Raw genomic sequence first — 20,083 nt, forward strand, 5'->3', positions numbered from 1 at the left:
AGCTAACGCTCTGCTAAGCTTGTATTAAGCCTTTAATTCAAAGGTTTAATACAAGGAGCGTATATGGGGTTTCGTTTTTCTCACCTATTTTCCTCTCTGCTTAAAAGTCTTCGCGATATCTCGCCGATTGTTGTGGTTGTTTTGTTTTTCCAATGGGGAGTGCTAGACAGCAGTTTACCCAATGTTTTGAGCATCTTAAGTGGTGCTGTAATGGTGGTTGTTGGTTTAAGCTTTTTTGTGATGGGCTTAGAGCTAGGGCTGTTTCCTATAGGCGAAAACCTTGCCCATGCCTTTGCCAATAAAGGTAGTTTGCTAGCCCTGCTTAGCTTTGCTTTTTGTTTGGGCTTTGGCACTACCATCGCCGAGCCAGCCTTAGTGGCTGTTGCCAAAGAGGCCGCAGAAGTAGCCGCACAAGCCAAGCATATTGAAAATACCGAAACCAGTATGCAGGAGTATGCCGCGGGGCTGCGTTTAAGTGTAGCCTTTGCCGTTGGCCTAGCAATTGTGATTGGCGTTATTCGCATCATAAAAGGTTGGCCGCTGTATCTAATTATCATTGGCGGCTATCTGTTGATTGTGTTGCTTACCATGTTTGCGCCTCAAGAAATCATTGGTATTGCCTACGATTCTGGTGGAGTAACCACTTCTACTATCACTGTACCTTTAGTAACCGCCCTTGGCGTGGGGTTAGCTTCGGCGATTAAAGGCCGTAACCCCTTGCTTGATGGCTTTGGGTTAATTGCTTTAGCCTCTTTAACCCCGATGATGTTTGTGATGCTCTACGGGATAGTCTATTGATTAGCGCAAGCCTAAATTTCTTAGAGACGCTGTTTGGCACCTTGGGGGACATTTTCCCCATTGTTGTGACCATATTGGTCTTTCAGTATTTGGTGATTAAGCGGCCGATTAGTCAGCCAAAGCAGCTGTTACTAGGCACGCTATTTGTTGTGCTGGGCATGGTGTTATTTTTGTTGGGCTTAGAGCAGGCACTATTTCCACTGGGCGAGTCCATGGCAAAACAACTCACCAGCGCAGAATTTTTGGGCTTAGATGAGTCTGCGGTTTATGTCGTGTCGGAACATTGGGCGGCTTATGCTTGGATTTATCTGTTTTCTGCAGCTATTGGCTTTAGCACAACGATTGCCGAACCTTCTCTGTTAGCGGTAGCCATTAAAGCTAATGGCGTGTCGGGCGGAGCTGTATCAATAGGTGGTTTGCGGATCTCTGTAGCAATTGGTGTGGCTTTAGGTTTGGCCTTAGGCAGTTATCGAATTGTGGTAGGCGACCCGCTGCATTACTACATTATTGCAGGTTACATTTTAGTGGTGATACAAACCCTGTTTGCTCCTAAAGCGATTGTGCCTTTGGCATACGACAGTGGAGGCGTGACCACATCTACGGTTACTGTGCCTTTAGTGACCGCTCTGGGTTTAGGTTTAGCTGAATCGGTACCTGGGCGTAGCCCCTTGCTTGATGGCTTTGGCTTAATTGCGTTTGCCAGCTTATTCCCCATCATTTCGGTGCTTGCTTATGCGCAAGTCACTAGTTTCTTAGCAAGTTCTAGTTTGTCAGGAGATGACGATGAAATTTAAATTGATTCTTGCCTTTGTTGATGACCAAAAGACTACTGTGGTACTCGATTCGGCACGTGCTGCTGGTGCTACTGGTGCAACGGTAATAAACAATGCGCGAGGTGAAGGTGTGCATCGCAAAAAAACCTTCTTTGGATTGAATCTAGAAGCACAGCGAGACGTATTGTTGTTTGTTGTGGAAAGCCACCTTGCCAAGCCGATATTAAATACCATTAGTGCAGTGGCGGAGTTTGACCAAGAAGAAGGGCAGGGAATTGCTGTATTGCTAGACGTAGAAGAAGCCGTTGGGGTTGCTCATCAAATTCAGGCTTTAATTCACAAAGTACCTACAGATGAAGAATAAGCGGGGATAATGTGAATAAATAGTTATGCATAGCTCAATAATTGCCTTTTTCTGTGTATAACTATTGTCTTTTTATTTTTTTATCCACACATTCTGTGGATTAAAGTGTGTATGAAACCACTGTTTGTAAATATCTTATTGTTTTATATGACTTTTTAATGTTGTCTAAAAAAGAAGCGATGCTTTGTGGTGCCATATTAGTGGTTGCATTTTTTAGAAAACTGTAGACGAATTACCGAGTTGTAGTTCTTTTTTACTTAGGTACAGGTCAATCGGTTTTCATAAGCGCCTATTTGATCGACCTTAGGTCTGTTACAGCCCTAAGATGAAGAAGATAGTGGTAGCTGGTTTTTGTTAGTTATCTAAAAATCGTTAGTTTTGCTACTCTCTAGGTCATTTTGCTGGTTTCGGGGCTAATTTTTAATTTTGGCCATGTTAAAACTCTAAAAATGGGAGCTGTAGCCTGCGTATTAGTGATGATTTGGTTTATTCTTTGTAAGTTCTCTATCGATAAGTCACTAATTAACAACTTAAATGGAGTTAAATGAAAGTTAGCTTTAGCTGCGGCAGACAATAGTGTTAGTTAAATTGGGTGTGATAACCGATTGAGTTTGCAAGACATACTGCCATGAATGAAGTTTTACTATTTGTTTAATCGCACAGTGAGTAAGTGATAGCTTGTTCGGCGTATCAGCGCTGAGTTACTTAAATAACAAAGGAATGTCTGCTGGATAGTTAGCAGTAAATAGCATGCTGAAATTGTTTAAACGTAAAGCTCGACCGGTATATTCGGATGCGTTGCTTAACCAGTTATACCGCTATGGCTTTTCACTATGCCACAGTAGTGAGCAGGCTTACGAGTTACTACAAAGCTGCTGCGAAAAAGTGTTGCAAAAAGACCCACCGCCAGAACCCTTACAACCTTACATGATGCGAGTTATTCGCAACGAATTTATTGATAACTTCCGCCGTAAAAAGTTGGAGTTAGTGGTGGATGAAGATCAGTACATTGATGCATCTATTGTAGAAAAAAGCCTACAAAATATGGAGTTACTGCTTATTGATCAGCAGCATGTTGGCTTGGTGATGGAGCGTTTATCTGAGGACGAGCGAGAGCTACTGTATTTGTGGGCGGTGGAAGGCTTGAGCGTTCAAGAGATAGCCATTACTAGTGGTGTGGCTCGAGGCACATTGTTATCTCGAGTATCTCGACTAAAAAAACGGTTAAGTGATGAGTTTGGCCACTTAATTGAGGAAGTGTCTTAAAATGAGCTTTGGTGCGCAAGATGGTAGCTTCAAGCAACTTACTCGAGATTATTTTCAAGAACTGCAACTGTCTAAGAAACAGGTAAACAAGCTGCAAGGCTTAGCTAAAAGTAAGCGAATGGATGCTAGCCAATGGGCTTGGGCAAGCGCTGTCTCTTGTGTGTTGGCTGTGACTGTCTATTTGGCGTTTTTTGCTGGCATCAACTATTCTGCTATTTCTAAAGAAATTGCCTACAACCATAACAGCCAGATGCAAATGGAAGTTATGTCTTCATCGATTAATGATATTCAAAAGCATCTTAACCGTTTGGATTTTAAGCTAATTCAATCTCAACTATTAGATAAAGAAAAATGGCAGATAATGGGGGGGCGCTACTGCAGCATTGATGGCCGCATTGCCGCTCAGTTAAAAGTAAGAAACCGTCAAAGCTTACAAGTTCACACTTTTTATCAAGCCAAGCTGCCAGAAGAGTGGCTAAACATTATTAAGCAAAAAGAGTTAGAGGTAGATGGTGTTAAAGTGAAAGTATGGCAAGAAAAAGGTTTGTTGATTGGTTTAGCTATTTAGTTCATTTATCTTTGTTGTTGATAAGAAAGCCGATCATAGATCGGCTTTTTAGTTTTATGCGTTTTAGTGTTTTATTTTCTTTGGCCGGCTTGAATAGCTGTTAGCGCAATGGTGTAAACAATATCGTCTACTAGTGCGCCGCGAGACAAATCGTTCACTGGCTTAGCCATGCCTTGCAGCATTGGACCAATACTGATTAGGTCTGCACTACGTTGTACCGCTTTGTAAGTAGTATTGCCGGTATTTAAATCTGGGAAGATAAATACGGTGGCTTTACCCGCTACAGGGCTGTTTGGCGCTTTGCTCTTCGCTACGTTTTCCATAATTGCAGCATCGTATTGGAGTGGACCATCAATCACTAATTCTGGACGACGTTCTTTAGCTATTTTGGTTGCTTCTCGTACTTTTTCTACGTCTGAACCAGAGCCAGAGCTACCAGTAGAGTAAGAAATCATTGCAACACGTGGCTCGATGCCAAAAGCAAGTGCAGATTCAGCCGATTGAATAGCAATATCTGCTAATTGTTCAGCGCTTGGGTCTGGGTTAATTGCACAGTCACCATATACCAATACTTGATCAGGAAGTAGCATGAAGAAAATAGAGCTTACCAAGTTGTAACCCGGCGCGGTTTTAATTAACTGAAGCGGGGGACGGATAGTGTTGGCGGTGGTGTTAACCGCACCAGATACCAAACCGTCTACTTCGTCGTTGGCTAGCATCATAGTACCTAATACTACGTTGTCTTCTAATTGCTCTTTGGCTACCACTTCGGTAAGGCCTTTGCCTTTACGCAGCTCTACCATTGGGGCAACGTATTTGTCTTGAATATCAACTGGATTGAAGATTTCAACACTTTCACCGAGTACTACGCCTTGCTGGCTAGCAATACGTTGTATCACTTCAGGGTTACCTAATAATACTGGGCGCGCAATACCACGTTCGGCACAGATAGCTGCAGCAGCGATAGTGCGTGGCTCTTCGCCTTCTGGCAATACGATACGCTTGTTAGCGTTGCGCGCCATTTCGGTTAACTGGTAACGGAAAGCAGGTGGTGATAAACGACGAGCACGAGCAGAGATAGCTGTAAGTGACTCAATCCAATGTTTATCAATGTGACCAGCAACGTAGTCTTGTACTAATTCGATGCGTTGAGAATCATCTACTGGGATTTCTGCATTAAAGCTTTGTAACGCTAATGAAGTTTGCCAAGTATTTGAATTGATAAGCATAACAGGTAAACCTGTAGCAAATGCACCTTCACATAGCTTAAGTACTTGTGGCTCAGGTTGGTAACCGCCAGTAAGTAGCAAGGCACCAATCTTAACGCCGTTCATGGCAGCTAAACAGGCCGATACAATTACGTCTGAGCGATCGCCAGAAGTGACCAACAAACTGCCTGCATTAAAGTGTTCAACCATGTTTGGAATACTGCGCGCACAGAAGGTTACACGACCGAGACGGGTATCCATGTCACCTTCATTAATGATGGTGGCATTTAAGTGGTTAGCTAAGTCGCGAGCACGTGGCGCAACCAGCGGTGCATTCCAAGGCACGCAACCTAAGATGCGTAATGGACTCTTGCCAAACATTTGCAGTACTTCAAGGTTGGTAGAGTGATCTGATTTGTTATCGAACATTTCAGTCAGATCGGGACGAGTAATTTCGTGCTCGTCGATTGGCGCGCCAACTTTGTTAATAATGCAGCCAATAATGCGTTTGTTCTTTAAACCGCCAAAGTTGTTACAGGCAATTTCCATACGCTCTTTTAGCTGCTGAGACGTATCGCTACCTGGGTTGGTAACAAATACCATGTCTGCGTCTAGCGCTTTAGCAATACCGTAGTTTACGTTGGTCGCATAAGGTGATTCAGACGTTGGTACTAAACCTTCAACTACCACGATTTCTGCGCCAGATGTAGCAGAATTAAAACGCGCTACAATGCCTTCGAGTAAGTCGTCGATGTGGTTAGCACTGATGAGGTTTTCTGCATAAGCCTGAGTAAAAGGTTCTGGCGGAACAATGTTCGAAGCTTGGCGGATAATAGCCGTTGAGCGTTCTGCCCCTTTCTCTCGCGTTTTAGGTTGTGCGATAGGTTTAAAAAAGTTTACGTTTACGCCATTACGTTCCATAGCGCGAACCATACCAAGGCTGACGGATGTTACACCAACACCAACGCCAACTGGGATTAACATAATTGTACGAGCCACGGCTGTACCTCTTAAGTTAAGTGATAAAACAAGGCTGAGTATCACTCAGCCCTGATAATGAATCTGCATTAAGCTTGAGTTAATGCCACAGCATCTTGTGCGATTACCATTTCTTCGTTAGTTGGAATAACTAAGATTGGACGACTTGAGCTAGTGCTAATGTTACCTGAATTACCAAAGCGTGCATCCAAGTTTGCTTGCTCATCTAAGTTAAAGCCTAATAGGGCAAGTTTTTCGATAGTTAGCTTACGCACTAGCGCTGAGTTCTCGCCAATACCACCGGTAAATACTAATGCATCTAGCTTACCATCCATTGCTGCCGCGTAAGACATAATGCTTTTTGCTAAACGGTAGGTAAATACGTTCATGGCACGAATGGCGGCTTCTTTACCTTCACTGTACCCTTCTTCGGCATAACGACAGTCGCTGCTTGCTTCTGTTAAGCCCATTAAACCAGACTGTTTGTGCAGCATGTTGTTTACTTCTTTTAGCGTGTAACCTTCACGATCAACTAGATGGAAGATAATCGCTGGGTCAATATCACCACAACGGGTACCCATTACTAAACCTTCTAGTGGTGTTAGGCCCATGCTGGTATCAACACTTTTTCCGTTTTTAACTGCACAAATTGATGCGCCATTACCTAGGTGAGCGGTAATAACGTTAGTTTGTTCAACTGGCTGTTCCAACATAGCTGCCGCTTCGCGAGATACATATAAATGGCTGGTACCGTGCATGCCATAACGGCGAATGCTTTTCTCGCGATATAACTTGTAGGGCAGCGCATATAAGTATGAGCTTTCTGGCATAGTTTGGTGGAAGGCTGTGTCAAATACAGCAACATGTGGGCGTTTAGGGAAACAAGCTTGAGCTGCGCGAATACCAATAAGAGCCGCTGGGTTATGCAATGGAGCTAGGCCTGAACATGCTTCAATGCCTTCTATTACAGACTCATCGATGATAGCTGATTTAGTAAACTTCTCTCCGCCGTGAACAATGCGGTGGCCAACGGCAACAATGTCGTTTAAGATTTCTGGGTTAGTTTCTAAAATGTTTTTTACGATAAATTCAATTGCTTCGCGGTGGGCAGAATAAGCACCTAGGCTTGATTCGTTTTTCTCACCGTGCGCTTTCCATTTTAGGCGCGCATCTTCCAAATTAAAGCATTCTGCTAAACCAGAAATAATCTCTTCGCCACTTAACGCATTAAGCACCGCAAATTTAAGTGAAGAGCTACCACAGTTAAGAACGAGTACCAGCTTGTTGCTCATTTATAGACACCTGTTGTTGAATTTGTTCAATTATAGACAGTGAAAGGAAAAACGTTGGGCGTTGCGAGACACGTTTTTCATTTCAGATTTTAAGTCTCTGACTAAGGCAAATTAGATTTGACCTAGTGCCTTGGTCTCAATCAAGCTACACTTAACAAATAAGCTGATCTATATGAAACCGTTTGCCGTTGTAATGATAACCGAAAGCAAATTCTATTCATATATGTCATACTAATAACTGGCTAAAAATGTAAAAAAATTACTAGTTTATTGGTTTAGGTCAATTTTGAGTGGCGAGGTCCCTATGGGCAAATTCTCTGAAATGTTAAATGATGGTCGTGAATACATGAAACGTTGGCCCAAGCAGCCTGTGCTAGCCCCCATCTTCCCTGAGAATCGCGTCATTTTTGCTACTTCACTGGCAATAAAAACCATGCCTGCGATTGCAGTAGTTACGGTTATGATGCCGTATATGGCTAATTTGACTGAAATATTACCACAATCTGTGATGATGGCGCTGGTGATATTCCTGATGCCTTTACACGGTTTGTATTGGCTGGGACGTCGTGCTAATTCACAGCTTCCACCAAGTCTTGCTACTTGGTATCGTGATTTACATCACAAATTGGCAGAGGCCGGTGAACGTGTTTCTCCGGCTGTTACTCAACCTCGTTACGCAGAATTAGCAGATTTGTTGCGCAAGGCCTTCAAACGTTTTGATAAGAGTTTTGTGTTGGCTGATGATTTTAGCGATCAGTCCCGCTGATACAATTGTAATACAAATTCAAAGTTCATTTCGAACTTATCACCTAGCTTAAGGTGCTCCTCTAACTCTTTGTTTTTCTTCCAGGCGAAGGGGGTCATCATACAAAGCGCGTTCATATCTGGGTAGTTTAAAGTAGTGTTTTCGGCAATTTTTTGTTGTTCTATTAACCGCCATCCTAGCATTCCTTCTGCTTGCTCTGAGTGAGCTTGCAAGTCTTTGTATAACATCGTGCGCAGTTTGGACAAGTGCATCGCGCCTGGAACAACTTTTAACAAGTAAGCTTTGGGCTTACTAATACGCAATAGCTCTTGATTATCGCTGGGGGCAAACACTCTTACGGTAAAGTCGATGCTGTTATCAGCAATCGGAAGGCGATGGTTACTAGCCACAAAAAACTGCGCATGTTTGCAGCGTTTAGCTGCCATGCGAATACCCTCTTTTGCTATATCAACGCCGACTACATTATTGGCATTACTTTGCTGATTGCTAATGGTTTGTGTGTAATAGCCTTCTCCGCAGCCTAGATCTAAAATGTTTCGGGCAGAATATTGGCTAATTATTTGATTGACGGCCGCGGCCAAAAATGCAAAGTGCCCTTGATTGAGAAAGTGCTGCCTAGCTTGCAGCATGGCTTTGCTATCCCCTGGCTGCTTAGAGTGTTTATGCTGAACTGCCAGTAAATTGGTATAACCTTCTTTAGCTTGATCAAAACAATGGCCCTTATCACAGGACCATTGTTTATTTTGAAGGCTCAACGCGCTTTGACATATAGGGCAAATAATCATGTATAGCTTATTCTCGAGATGCTATTAGTAAATCACTTTATCGTGATACTGCTTTAATATGCCGCTAATGGTTTCCATGGTGTCTTTGCTCGGTGGTTTAACGCCAGCAAGTGGGTAATCTTCGCCCATGGCCGTCCATTTGTGCTTACCTAACTCGTGATAGGGTAATAATTCAATTTTTTCCACATTATCAAAAGGTGCTAAGAACTCGCCTAAGTCGTGTGCTGATTGTTCGTCGTCGGTAAAGCCTGGCACGACAACATAACGTATCCAGGTTTTTTGCCCTACCTTGTGCAAGTAGCGAGCAAAATCTAAGGTACGTTTATTACTTACGCCCACCAAATCTTGGTGCACATCATCATGGATTTGTTTAATGTCGAGCATGACTAAATCTGACACTTCAAGTAGTTCGTCAATGACCTCGGTATGTTTACGCACATATCCGTTGGTATCTAAACAGGTGTGAATACCTTGAGCCTGACATTCTCGGAATAAGTCGCGTACAAATTCAGCTTGTAGTATTGCTTCTCCACCGCTAGCTGTGACACCACCACCACTAGCATTCATAAAACGTCGATAAGGGGTAAGGTCACTCATTAGCTCACTAACGCTAACTTCTTTGCCATCGTGTAAATCCCAAGTATCGCGGTTATGGCAATATTGGCAGCGCATCAAGCAACCCTGCATAAATACAATAAACCGGATCCCTGGTCCATCAACGGTTCCGCAAGACTCAGTAGAGTGAATTCGCCCAATCTTTGACATTTGTTTCTCCAAAAAAAAACCTTGCCCAAAAACTTGGGCAAGGTTAATTATAACCGCAGTCTCTGCTAAGCAGAACTACTTAACGTTCAATTACATACTTTGTGTGAAAGTACGAGTAATTACGTCTTGTTGTTGCTCTGGCGTTAGCGAGTTAAAGCGCACTGCGTAACCCGATACACGGATGGTAAGCTGAGGGTATTTCTCAGGATTTTCCATCGCATCAACCAACATTTCACGGTTCATAACGTTAACGTTCAAGTGTTGACCACCTTCTACGTCAGCGTTGTGGTAGAAGTAACCGTCCATTAAGCCTGCTAAGTTAGACTTCTGAGTATCGTCATCTTTACCTAGTGCGTTTGGCACGATAGAGAAGGTGTAAGAGATACCGTCTTGTGCGTTAGCAAATGGCAGTTTTGCAACAGACGTTAAAGACGCTACCGCACCTTTCTCATCACGGCCGTGCATTGGGTTAGCACCAGGAGCAAAAGGAGCACCTGCTTTACGACCATCTGGAGTAGTACCTGTTTTCTTACCGTATACAACGTTTGAAGTAATAGTAAGAACTGACTGTGTAGGAATCGCATCACGGTAAGTTTTAAGCTTACGGATCTTATTCATGAAGCGGTTAACTAGGTCAACAGCAATGTCATCTACGTTGTCGTCGTTGTTACCAAATTTAGGGTAATCACCTTCAATTTCAAAGTCGGTAGCAATACCGTCTTCGTCACGAATAGGCTTAACTTTGGCAAATTTGATAGCAGACAATGAGTCAGCAGCAACTGACAGACCTGCAATACCACAAGCCATTGTACGGCGAACGTCACGATCGTGAAGCGCCATTAATGAAGCTTCGTAGCTGTATTTGTCGTGCATGTAGTGAATACAGTTAAGTGCGGTCACGTATTGTTCTGCCAACCAATCCATAAAGCTATCTAGGCGACTCATTACGTCGTCAAAGTCTAGAACTTCATCGGTAATCTTGTCAGAAACAGGACCAACTTGGATCTTAAGCTTCTCATCCATACCACCGTTAATTGCGTAAAGCAGTGTTTTAGCTAAGTTAGCGCGAGCACCGAAGAACTGCATGTGCTTACCAACAACCATTGGTGATACACAACAAGCAATTGCGTAGTCATCGTTGTCGAAGTCAGTACGCATTAGGTCATCGTTTTCATACTGGATAGATGAAGTATCGATAGATACCTTGGCACAGTATTTCTTGAAGTTAATAGGTAGTTGCTCAGACCATAGAACAGTAATGTTCGGCTCTGGAGAAGGACCCATTGTGTATAGCGTGTTCAAGAAACGGAAAGCTGTACGGCTTACTAGTGTACGACCGTCAGTACCCATACCACCGATAGACTCAGTTGCCCAGATTGGGTCACCAGAGAACAAATCATCGTATTCAGGCGTACGTAGGAAACGAACCATACGTAGCTTCATTACTAAGTGGTCTACTAATTCTTGTGCTTCGCTTTCTGTTAGTGTGCCAGCAGCGATATCACGCTCAATGTACACATCTAAGAAAGTGGTAGTACGACCAAACGACATTGCAGCGCCGTTTTGTGATTTAACAGCAGCTAGGTAGCCGAAGTAAGTCCACTGTACAGCTTCTTTTGCGTTTTCTGCTGGGCGAGAAATATCACAGCCATATTTAGCTGCCATTTCTTTAATTTGGCCTAGTGCGCGGTGCTGCTCACTGATTTCTTCGCGAAGCTGCATAGTAGAAGCTAGGTCAGAACCGTTTACAAAGTCGCCTTCTAAAGAACGGTGTTGCTTAACTTTGTCAGCCATTAAGAAGTCGATACCGTAAAGTGCTACGCGACGGTAGTCACCAATGATACGGCCACGGCCGTAAGCATCTGGCAAACCAGTTAGTACACCTGACTTACGACACTTCATGATAGCGCCAGTGTAAACGTCAAATACACCTTGGTTATGAGTTTTACGGTAGTCAGTGTAAATCTTGCTTACCATTGGATCTAATTCGCGATCGTAAGCTTTACAAGAACCTTCAATCATACGAATACCGCCGTTAGGGATAATCGCACGTTTTAGTGGCGCTTCAGTTTGTAGGCCAACAATTTGCTCTAAATCTTGGTTAATGTAACCAGCATCGTGAGCAGTAATGGTTGAGATTACTGAAGTGTCGAAGTCTACCGGCGCGTGAGTGCGGTTTTCTTCTTTAATGCCTTCCATAACTTTGGCCCAAAGCTTATCCGTTGCTTCGGTTGCTCCAGCTAGAAAGCTTTCATCGCCTTCGTATGGAGTGTAGTTAGTCTGAATAAAGTCACGAACGTTAACTTCATTTTGCCATTCGCCGGCTTTAAAGCCTGCCCAAGCACTAGCAAAAACATCGTTCTTCTCTGCCATTTTTTGTCCCACCTATAAGTTGGTATACAAATGAATATTCTATGGTTTAACAGATAGCTAAAGAGCCGCTATCCAACCCCCTTGGAACAAGTATAGCGCCTGTTCCGAGAGGTAAAGATTTAATACTATAACAATGCTGGAATACCGTATTTACCTTCCAACATACCTACAGCCATCATGGCTACAAAACAAATCAATAATACGGTAGCGGGGATAACAATGCGATCTGCGAAAGATAGCTTCTTCGGACGTTCTTTATCACCGATTAGACCATTGTTATCAAGTAACATTGTCAGTGCCCAAGCTAATACTGGGTTAGTTACCGCTGCTGCAAAGATACAGATACCAGCAGATTGTGAATCTTTAGTGTCTTTAATCATTTGCATGCCTGCTTCTAGTAATGGCAAGAACACACCTACTAGTAAAGCAATCTTCATTACTGGAGGCCATACCGCAACGTCCATTGGGAAGCCTAAAATTGCAATGATGATACATAGTGAACCAAGCAAAATTGCACCACCAGGAATTGGGCGTTTAGCAATCGCGGCTGGGATCATGTAAGTACCCCAGCTAGATGTGATGTTACCACCACCTACAGCAGTACCTACAATTTGACGAACTGAACAAGTAGTCATGGTGTCATCAACATCCATTAATACTTTGTCTGTACCGCGTGGGTAGTTAAGTTCTTGGAAAATACGGTGACCTAGGAAGTCTGGTGACCACATTGCTACAGCTAAAATTGCAAACGGTAGTGAAGCGATAAAGTGTTCCATGTTAGGTAAACCTAACTGCCAACCTTGCTCAGTAGAGCCCCACCAGTAAACTGGGTTTAGGTTAGGTAGGCCCATCTCGGTTTTAAAAGTAAGGTCAAAACCAGCGCCAAATGCTAAGGCAATTGCTAGACCCATAACCGCACAGGCTGGAATCGCTAACCAACGTTTACCGATTTTTGCTAAGAATGCATACAATACAATGGTAGCGGCTAAAACAACTAAGCCTACATAGCCCATCTCGCCTGCAGCAATACCAGCATCAACAGATTCAAGACCTTTAGACCAAGATTGAATGTCACCAATCATGGACATAGTACCGCCAAAGCCAAGGAATACCAGCAAGCCGCCAGCAACACCTTCACTGGTTAAGTTCACCAGTTTAGAGCCACCTTTAAAGAAGCTAAGAAGTAAACCAAACACACCAAGTAAGATAGCTAATGCAAGCGGGTGAGCACCTGCTAAAGCGATGGCGCCAATCAATGGAATCATTGGACCATGGTTACCTGCAAGGTTAGCGCGCGGGTTAAATACCCCCGAAGCTAATACACAGAAAAGTAACGCAGGGATAAGCATTTCTACTCGAGCTACCTCAATAGCAAACTCAGTACCTAGGTTGATGTGGTCCCAACGCTCGGTTAGACCATCAGCCCATGCCATCATTACTGCAGAGTACATCGCGATAATACCAATAGTACCGGCAATGGCTGGCACCAAATCTTCCCATTCGAAGCGGAAGTCACGACCTGGTAAATTTAAACCCCAGCGTCGAGGTTTCATGATTTTTAGTTCGTGGTCTAAGTAGTCGGAACGAGTTTCAAACTCAGAAGCCGGTCGATGCGCTTCTGAATAGCTCAATTCTTCGTCTTGAGACTGGTGGTTGTTACTAGACATAGTTTCCTCAAAAACAAATATAAAAACCGGTAAATCGCAGGTGCTTAATTATGTGATGTTAAGCCTGAGATCCTTCTCACTCGCGATAATCGTCTCAATGGGACGAACAACATATAAGGGTAGTGAGTATAAAGCGTGAATTAACAGTATGCAGCTAAAGTTAGAAAGTGTTGAAATTAACTGCGTTAAAGATATATGAAAAAAACACAAAATTCGGCGATTTTGAATATTATTGTCGGTAATTCTTAGGCCGCTTGTTTTGTAGTTCTTAAGCACAACTTTTACCTGCTACTTTAGATAGCAAAATTGTATCAAAGTAAGCAAGATTTGGAATTTGATCTGTGTCAAAAAAGCCCATAATTTGTGTAATTTTACTACTTATTTGTGGGGTAAAGCGAAGCTTAGCTGAAGTTGCTGGCTTTATTCTGTAATTTACTTACTAAAATAGAGGGATTAGTAATGAGATTTGGCTCACTTAATTACGGTTAATCTTGAAGTGGTATTTTACAATTTCGCAACAGAGAATGCATCGCTGGGCGCAAACTGAACTAAAAGGCATATTTTTGGTAAAAACCGAGCTAAAATTCTAAAACTGAAATTAAATTCGTTGCGCAGGCGTTTAATGGCGTATCTATGCATACAGATTGAATATAAAGATGCTAATAAAATCGCTTAATAGGGTGTTTTGTAATAATAAGAGAGCTAAATGCCCCATAAAATGTTGAGTTTTGTCTTTTGCGATGATACTTTTCGTTGGGTTGAACGTGTAACAAATTATTTAACAATAACTACGCGCCTTAGGAAACAAGGCTGGTTGCTTAGGCAGTCATTAACAAGGTAAACATAAAATATGAGTGATGTGGCTGCACTAGAAGCATCAAATATCCACAAGGTGTTTGGCGATAATGAAGTACTTAAGGGTATTGACCTTACCGCAAACAAGGGCGATGTGATTTCCATCATCGGTTCTTCTGGGTCTGGCAAAAGCACTTTTTTACGCTGCATGAATCTACTTGAGATCCCAACCCAAGGCGATATTGCACTTCATAGCGAAAAGATTGGCTTCAAACACTTACGCAATGGTGAGCGTTTACCTTCTGATAATAAACAAGTAGAACGAATTCGCTCTAAACTGTCGATGGTGTTTCAAGGTTTTAACCTCTGGTCACATATGACTGTATTAGAAAACATCATTGAAGCGCCGGTTCATGTGTTAGGCATCCCAAAGAAAGAAGCTATTGAGCAAGCAGAAGGCTTGTTAGAGCGTGTTGGTTTGCACGACCGTAAAGATTATTACCCAGCCCACATGTCTGGTGGACAGCAGCAGCGCGCTGCGATTGCTCGCGCCTTGGCTATGAACCCTGAAGTGATGTTATTTGATGAGCCAACTTCCGCACTTGACCCCGAATTGGTGGGCGAAGTGCTCAAGGTAATGCGTAGCCTGGCTGAGGAAGGGCGCACCATGTTAGTGGTAACCCACGAAATGGCCTTTGCGCGTGACGTATCCAATCAGGTGTTATTCCTCCATCAAGGTATAGTGGAAGAGCGTGGTTCCCCACAAAAAGTATTCGAAAATCCAGATTCTGAGCGCATGAAACAATTTCTAGCCCCAAAATACTAAAATTATAACTATGGAAGACAAGCGTTAACTCGCTTAAAGCAAACAACACGGAGTAAAAAATGAAAAAAACATTAATCGCGATGATAGGTGCAGTTGCACTAAGTACTACAGCTGTTGAAGCAAAAGATTGGGAAGTAGTTCGTTTAGCAGTAGACGTACCTTACGAACCATTTGAGTACAAAGCACCTGATGGCTCACTAACCGGTTTTGAAATTGACCTAGGTAACGCGGTTTGTGAAGAAATGAAAGTTAAGTGTGAGTGGGTAATTCAAGCATGGGATGGCATCATTCCTGGCCTACTAGCACGTAAGTACGATGCAATTTTCTCTTCTATGTCAATTAACGAAGACCGTGCGAAAAAGGTATTGTTCTCAGAACCTTACTACAACACGCCAACCGGTTTCTTTGGCCCTAAAGCCAGTGAAGTTGACCCAGCTAAACCAGAAACCTTAAAAGGCCTACGGGTTGGCGTTCAGCGCGGTACTATTCAAGATACTTACGCAACAGACAACTACTCGAAAGTAGCTGAAATTAAACGTTACACAACCGGTGATGACCTAGTTGTAGATCTTCACGGTGGCCGTTTAGATGTTGTAGTTATCGATTTCCCTGTAGGCGTTAGCACGATTATTGAAGTTGAGAAAGGCGCAGACTTTAAAGTGTTAGGCGACAACGTACAGTTGGGTGAAGGTGTAGGTGTTGCTGCTCGTAAGCGTGATGGCGAACTGATTGAAATGTTCAACAAAGCCTTAGCTACCGTTAAAACCAACGGTGTATACGACAAAATCAACGAAAAATACTTCGATTACAGTATTAAGAAGTAAACCTTGCACTACCATTAACCCGAGCTTAGCTCGGGTTAACTTTCTAAGAGACTCATTATGTTAGATCTTCATGGTTACGGCCCTTCAATATTTATGGGGGCGATTGTCACTATTGAAGTTGCCTTCTTATCATTGGCTGTAGCGCTAATTTTAGGTATGTTGGCAGCGGTGGCGCGTTTATCAAGAAACCGTATTGCTAATGGCGTTGCTGTGGTTTACACCACCGTTATTCGCGGTGTGCCCGACTTAGTGTTAATGCTGCTTATTTTCTTTGGCGCTCAAATCATGATGAATGTGTTTTCTGATTGGTTATACGACAACTTTGATATCGATTATTACATTAATATCAACGAGTTTGTCGCAGGTGTTACTACTATTGGTTTTATCTTTGGTGCCTATATGGCCGAAACGTTTCGCGGTGCTTTTTTAGCTGTAGATAATGGCCAAATTGAAGCCGGTAAAGCTTATGGTATGAGTAGCTTGCAGGTATTTCGTCGTATTACCGTACCGCAAATGATGCGTCACGCCATTCCGGGCATTGGGAACAATTGGTTGGTATTAGTGAAAACGACAGCACTGGTTTCGGTGATTGGTCTAGCCGATATGGTACGCCTAGCCAAAGAAGCTGCAGGTGCGGTACATGAACCATTTTTGTTCTTTATTCCAGTGGCCTTTGTATACCTTGCACTTACTAGTGTTTCTGAAATTTTCCTAAAACGATTAGAAATTCGTTTTAGTGCTGGAACGGTGAGGTAAGCGCTTAATTATGTATGAAACTATCGAGAACTTACTCGCCAATAATGACATTTTTACTTTAACCACTGTGTTAGGGTACTGGGACGGTTTAGTGATGACCGTTCAATTGGTATTTCTGTCGCTAATATTAGGTCTAATTCTGGCAATTCCCCTTGCCATTATGCGAGCCTCAGACAACTTTTTAATTAGCCGCAGTGTTTGGGTATTTACCTACGTATTTCGTGGTACTCCCTTACTGATTCAGCTTTATATCATCTACTATGGCGTGACCTATATTGAGGGTATTCAGGATTCAATGTTTTGGCCGATAGTGCGAGAAGCGTTTTATCCTTGTTTATTGGCCTTTGTATTGAACACAGCGGCATATACCACTGAGATTTTCCGAGGTGCCATTGTCGCAACGCCGCGTGGTGAGATAGAAGCTGCTAAGGCCTATGGGATGTCTAATGGTAAGGCGATGCGCCGGATTATTTTGCCAAGTGCGCTTCGCCGAGCATTACCCGCTTACAGTAACGAAGTGATTTTTATGCTGCATGCTAGTTCGATTGCGAGTGTGGTAACGATTATTGACCTAACTGGTGCTGCTCGTGATGTATATGCTAAATACTATGCACCCTTTGAAGCCTTTACCTTTGCCGCGCTTATCTACTTATCGGTGACCTTTTTGCTGGTATATGGCTTTAAGCATTGGGAAAAACGCTGGCATCGCCACTTACGGCCGCTAAGTTAAGTTTTACAAAGGGGCCTAGGCCCCTTTTTTTGGAGTTAAGAAGATAGCTATGCTCACTTTACTTAAAAATGCACAGGTTTACGCACCAGAAGCCCTAGGCTTAATGGATGTTTTGTTGGCTAATGGTAGCATTTTGCAGCTTGCACCGAATATTGAGCTTAAGGCCAGTCATGGCTTAGTAGACAGTATTGATTTATCAGGCAGCATCCTAGCCCCTGGTTTTGTGGATGCCTTAGTCCACTTTACCGGCGGCGGTGGTGAAGGGGGCTTTGCTTATCGCACTGCAGAGCTTAGTTTTGAAGATGCCGCACCCACTGGAGTTACTACTTTAGTAGGCGCATTAGGTACAGATAGTGTTACCCGCACTCCAGCGCAAGTATTAGGTAAAGCACGAGAGTTAAGCGCCATGGGTTTAAGTTGCTATTGCTACACCGGCTCCTATCATCTGCCGGTTAAAACCATCACCGGAAGCATCGAGCAAGACATTGTATTAATCCCTGAGATGATAGGTGTAGGTGAGCTAGCCATTGCTGATCATCGAGCTAGTCAGGCCTCAGTACAGGCTTTTACCGAAGTGGCTGCCGAGGCGCGCGTTGCGGGCTTGTTGGCGGGTAAAAAAGGTATTAGCTTTTTCCACGTTGGTGATGGAAAAGGAAAATTAAATCTACTGCGAGAGATTGTTAAGCAATCTGACTTATCAATCACTCAGCTCTATCCTACCCATTGTAATCGTAATCAGGCCCTGTTTAACGACGCTCTAGCGTTTTTGAGTGAGGGCGGAGCTATCGATTTCACCACTAGCACTATTCCGCAGTTTATCGAAGACGGTGAGGTAAGCTGCCCTCAAGCGCTTAAAACCATTGTTGATAAGGGCTTAGATTGGCAACGAGTGAGCTTTAGCTCAGATGCTAATGCGAGTTTACCGCTGTTTGATGATGCTGGTGAGTTAGTGGGTATGCAAGCGGGAAAACTAGAGAGTTTATACCTGGCTGCTAAAGAAGCAGTTCAGTCTTATCAAGTGCCTTTAGACATAGCGCTGTCGGTGATTAGTTGTAACCCTGCCAAGATTTTGGGCTTAAAAAATAAAGGTCAATTAGCAGCAGGCTTTGATGCCGATTTAGTCGTTCTTGACCAGCAGTCGTTAGCGATTAAGCAAGTATTTGCCAAAGGTTGCAGTATTTGGGCTAAGAAAATCTAGCTCAGAACTAGCTTAGTGAGGGCTGCTCGTTTTTAGACCTTGGCTAAGGCATAATAGCGGCACTTGGTTTTTACTAGAAGTAGCCCTATGAGCTTTAAAGGATTCACAACACAGCTGGTTCACTGCGACCGTTTAGCTGGCGTAGAGGATGGCGCTGTTCATGCGCCAATTCATAATTCGGTACCTTATGGATACGCTGCCACTCAAGACTTGGTGGATGTATTTCAAGGCAAGCAAGTTGGCCATGCTTATGCGCGCCAATCAACGCCTACTCTCGATTACTTACAACGCAAAATTGCCATGCTTGATGAGAGTGTTGCCAGTTTAGTATTTGGTACCGGTATGGCGGCCATTGGTACGGTGTTCTTAACCTTGCTAAAGGCTGGTGACCACATCGTAGCGAGTCGTTTTTTATTTGGTAACACCAGCAGCATATTTGGCACGCTAAAAGGTTATGGCATTGAGGTGACCTTAGTGGATGCCACAAGCAGTGACGCAGTAGAGCAGGCTTGCCAAGCCAACACCAAAATGGTGTTTGTTGAAACCATTGCTAATCCTGCCACCCAGATAGTTGATTTAGCGGGGATTGGAAAGTTATGTGAGCAACGAGGTTTAGTTTACGTAGTGGATAATACCTTAACCTCTTCTTACCTTTTTCAGCCTAAGTCTGTAGGTGCGAGCTTAATCATTACCTCATTATCAAAGTATGTTGGCGGCCATGGTAATGCATTGGGTGGCTCGGTAAGTGATACAGGTTTATTTGATTGGAGTGCTTATCCCAATATTTTTGAAGGTTATCGCAGTGGCGATCCTAAGATGTGGGGCATTAACCAAATTAAGAAAAAAGGCCTGCGAGACTTTGGTGGAGCCTTGAGCTCGCAAGCTGCGCATTTGCTTTCGGTAGGGGCAGAAACCATGGCCCTGCGTATGGAGCGCCAGTGTGCCAATGCCTTAGCCTTAGCCAAGATGTTAGATGAGCACCCTAAAGTGGCTAAGGTGTATTACCCAGGCTTGGCTTCTCACCCTCAGCATCAACGAGCAAGTGACTTGTTTAAGCACTATGGCGCGTTGGTTAGCTTTGATTTAGTTGATGGGATCAACAGCACAGAGTTTTTAGATAAAACCAATATCGTAATTAATGCGACCCATTTAGGGGATAATCGAACTTTAGCCTTGCCTGTTGCCCAAACCATTTACTTTGAAATGGGTTTAGAGGCACGTCAAGCCTCGGGAATCAGTGAAACAATGATCCGTTGCTCAATTGGTATTGAAGATACTGAAGATTTACTCAAGGACTTTGAGCAAGCGTTAGCCAGTTCTTAGTAAAGAAAATTGATAGAAAAAAGCCTTG

18 protein-coding genes are annotated in these 20,083 nt (G+C 43.3%); 12 read left to right on the top strand and 6 right to left on the bottom strand.

What is annotated here, in order from left to right; translation table 11 throughout:
- Positions 1 to 63 precede the first annotated feature (63 nt).
- From K5L93_RS16235 to K5L93_RS16255, 5 genes are all read left to right on the top strand, one after another.
- Complete coding sequence (locus K5L93_RS16235; RefSeq protein ID WP_016403914.1) at positions 64 to 798, top strand: DUF1538 domain-containing protein; 735 nt, start codon at positions 64 to 66, stop codon at positions 796 to 798.
- Entirely contained in the window at positions 795 to 1,592 is a 798-nt protein-coding gene (locus tag K5L93_RS16240) for a DUF1538 domain-containing protein (protein WP_152779585.1), read from the top strand. Before K5L93_RS16235 ends, K5L93_RS16240 begins: the two co-directional genes overlap by 4 nt.
- A complete protein-coding gene (locus K5L93_RS16245) occupies positions 1,582 to 1,935 on the top strand; it encodes a P-II family nitrogen regulator (RefSeq protein ID WP_220720760.1) in 354 nt (117 codons plus the stop codon). The genes K5L93_RS16240 and K5L93_RS16245 overlap by 11 nt, the downstream gene beginning before the upstream one ends.
- Before the next feature lie 750 nt (positions 1,936 to 2,685).
- Positions 2,686 to 3,201: an RNA polymerase sigma factor gene (locus K5L93_RS16250; RefSeq protein WP_220720761.1), complete on the top strand. Its 516-nt coding sequence runs from the start codon at positions 2,686 to 2,688 to the stop codon at positions 3,199 to 3,201.
- 1 nt (position 3,202) lies between these two features.
- Positions 3,203 to 3,769, top strand: a complete 567-nt coding sequence (locus K5L93_RS16255; RefSeq protein ID WP_220720762.1) for a hypothetical protein — start codon at positions 3,203 to 3,205, stop codon at positions 3,767 to 3,769.
- Positions 3,770 to 3,840: 71 nt separating this feature from the next.
- Here K5L93_RS16255 and pta read toward each other — a convergent pair whose 3' ends face one another.
- Both pta and K5L93_RS16265 read right to left on the bottom strand, forming a co-directional pair.
- Positions 3,841 to 5,976, bottom strand: coding sequence for a phosphate acetyltransferase (gene pta, locus K5L93_RS16260; RefSeq protein ID WP_220720763.1), 2,136 nt, complete (start codon positions 5,974 to 5,976; stop codon positions 3,841 to 3,843).
- A gap of 68 nt (positions 5,977 to 6,044) precedes the next feature.
- Positions 6,045 to 7,247: an acetate kinase gene (locus K5L93_RS16265; RefSeq protein ID WP_220720764.1), complete on the bottom strand. Its 1,203-nt coding sequence runs from the start codon at positions 7,245 to 7,247 to the stop codon at positions 6,045 to 6,047.
- Between the two features lie 304 nt (positions 7,248 to 7,551).
- Here K5L93_RS16265 and yfbV point away from each other — a divergent pair, with 304 nt between their 5' ends.
- Positions 7,552 to 8,013, top strand: coding sequence for a terminus macrodomain insulation protein YfbV (gene yfbV / locus K5L93_RS16270; protein WP_220720765.1), 462 nt, complete (start codon positions 7,552 to 7,554; stop codon positions 8,011 to 8,013).
- Here the strand turns inward: yfbV and K5L93_RS16275 are convergent.
- The 4 genes from K5L93_RS16275 to K5L93_RS16290 form a co-directional block, all read right to left on the bottom strand.
- Positions 8,001 to 8,798 carry a putative RNA methyltransferase gene (locus tag K5L93_RS16275; protein ID WP_373869980.1) on the bottom strand — a complete coding sequence of 266 codons (798 nt, stop codon included), beginning with the start codon at positions 8,796 to 8,798 and terminating at the stop codon, positions 8,001 to 8,003. The genes yfbV and K5L93_RS16275 overlap by 13 nt on opposite strands.
- A 24-nt stretch (positions 8,799 to 8,822) precedes the next feature.
- On the bottom strand, positions 8,823 to 9,563 hold the full coding sequence (gene pflA / locus K5L93_RS16280; protein ID WP_040307632.1) for a pyruvate formate lyase 1-activating protein: 741 nt from the start codon (positions 9,561 to 9,563) through the stop codon (positions 8,823 to 8,825).
- A 90-nt stretch (positions 9,564 to 9,653) separates the two neighbouring features.
- A complete protein-coding gene (pflB, locus tag K5L93_RS16285) occupies positions 9,654 to 11,936 on the bottom strand; it encodes a formate C-acetyltransferase (RefSeq protein ID WP_220720767.1) in 2,283 nt (760 codons plus the stop codon).
- A 125-nt stretch (positions 11,937 to 12,061) separates the two neighbouring features.
- Complete coding sequence (locus K5L93_RS16290; protein WP_220720768.1) at positions 12,062 to 13,603, bottom strand: DUF3360 family protein; 1,542 nt, start codon at positions 13,601 to 13,603, stop codon at positions 12,062 to 12,064.
- Between the two features lie 850 nt (positions 13,604 to 14,453).
- Here K5L93_RS16290 and K5L93_RS16295 point away from each other — a divergent pair.
- From K5L93_RS16295 to K5L93_RS16320, 6 genes are all read left to right on the top strand, one after another.
- The gene (locus K5L93_RS16295) at positions 14,454 to 15,224 is read left to right on the top strand and encodes an ABC transporter ATP-binding protein (protein ID WP_016403704.1); all 771 of its coding nucleotides are present in this window, start codon (positions 14,454 to 14,456) and stop codon (positions 15,222 to 15,224) included.
- Positions 15,225 to 15,283: 59 nt separating this feature from the next.
- A complete protein-coding gene (locus K5L93_RS16300; protein ID WP_220720769.1) occupies positions 15,284 to 16,048 on the top strand; it encodes a transporter substrate-binding domain-containing protein in 765 nt (254 codons plus the stop codon).
- Positions 16,049 to 16,105: 57 nt separating this feature from the next.
- Entirely contained in the window at positions 16,106 to 16,804 is a 699-nt protein-coding gene (locus K5L93_RS16305) for an ABC transporter permease (RefSeq protein ID WP_220720770.1), read from the top strand.
- Between the two features lie 10 nt (positions 16,805 to 16,814).
- On the top strand, positions 16,815 to 17,534 hold the full coding sequence (locus K5L93_RS16310) for an ABC transporter permease (RefSeq protein WP_220720771.1): 720 nt from the start codon (positions 16,815 to 16,817) through the stop codon (positions 17,532 to 17,534).
- A gap of 49 nt (positions 17,535 to 17,583) precedes the next feature.
- Entirely contained in the window at positions 17,584 to 18,732 is a 1,149-nt protein-coding gene (iadA, locus tag K5L93_RS16315) for a beta-aspartyl-peptidase (RefSeq protein ID WP_220720772.1), read from the top strand.
- A gap of 87 nt (positions 18,733 to 18,819) precedes the next feature.
- Complete coding sequence (locus K5L93_RS16320; RefSeq protein ID WP_220720773.1) at positions 18,820 to 20,055, top strand: cystathionine gamma-synthase family protein; 1,236 nt, start codon at positions 18,820 to 18,822, stop codon at positions 20,053 to 20,055.
- The last annotated feature ends 28 nt before the right edge of the window (positions 20,056 to 20,083 follow it).

The sequence above is a fragment of the Agarivorans litoreus genome (assembly GCF_019649015.1).
Classification (GTDB): Bacteria; Pseudomonadota; Gammaproteobacteria; order Enterobacterales; family Celerinatantimonadaceae; genus Agarivorans; species Agarivorans litoreus.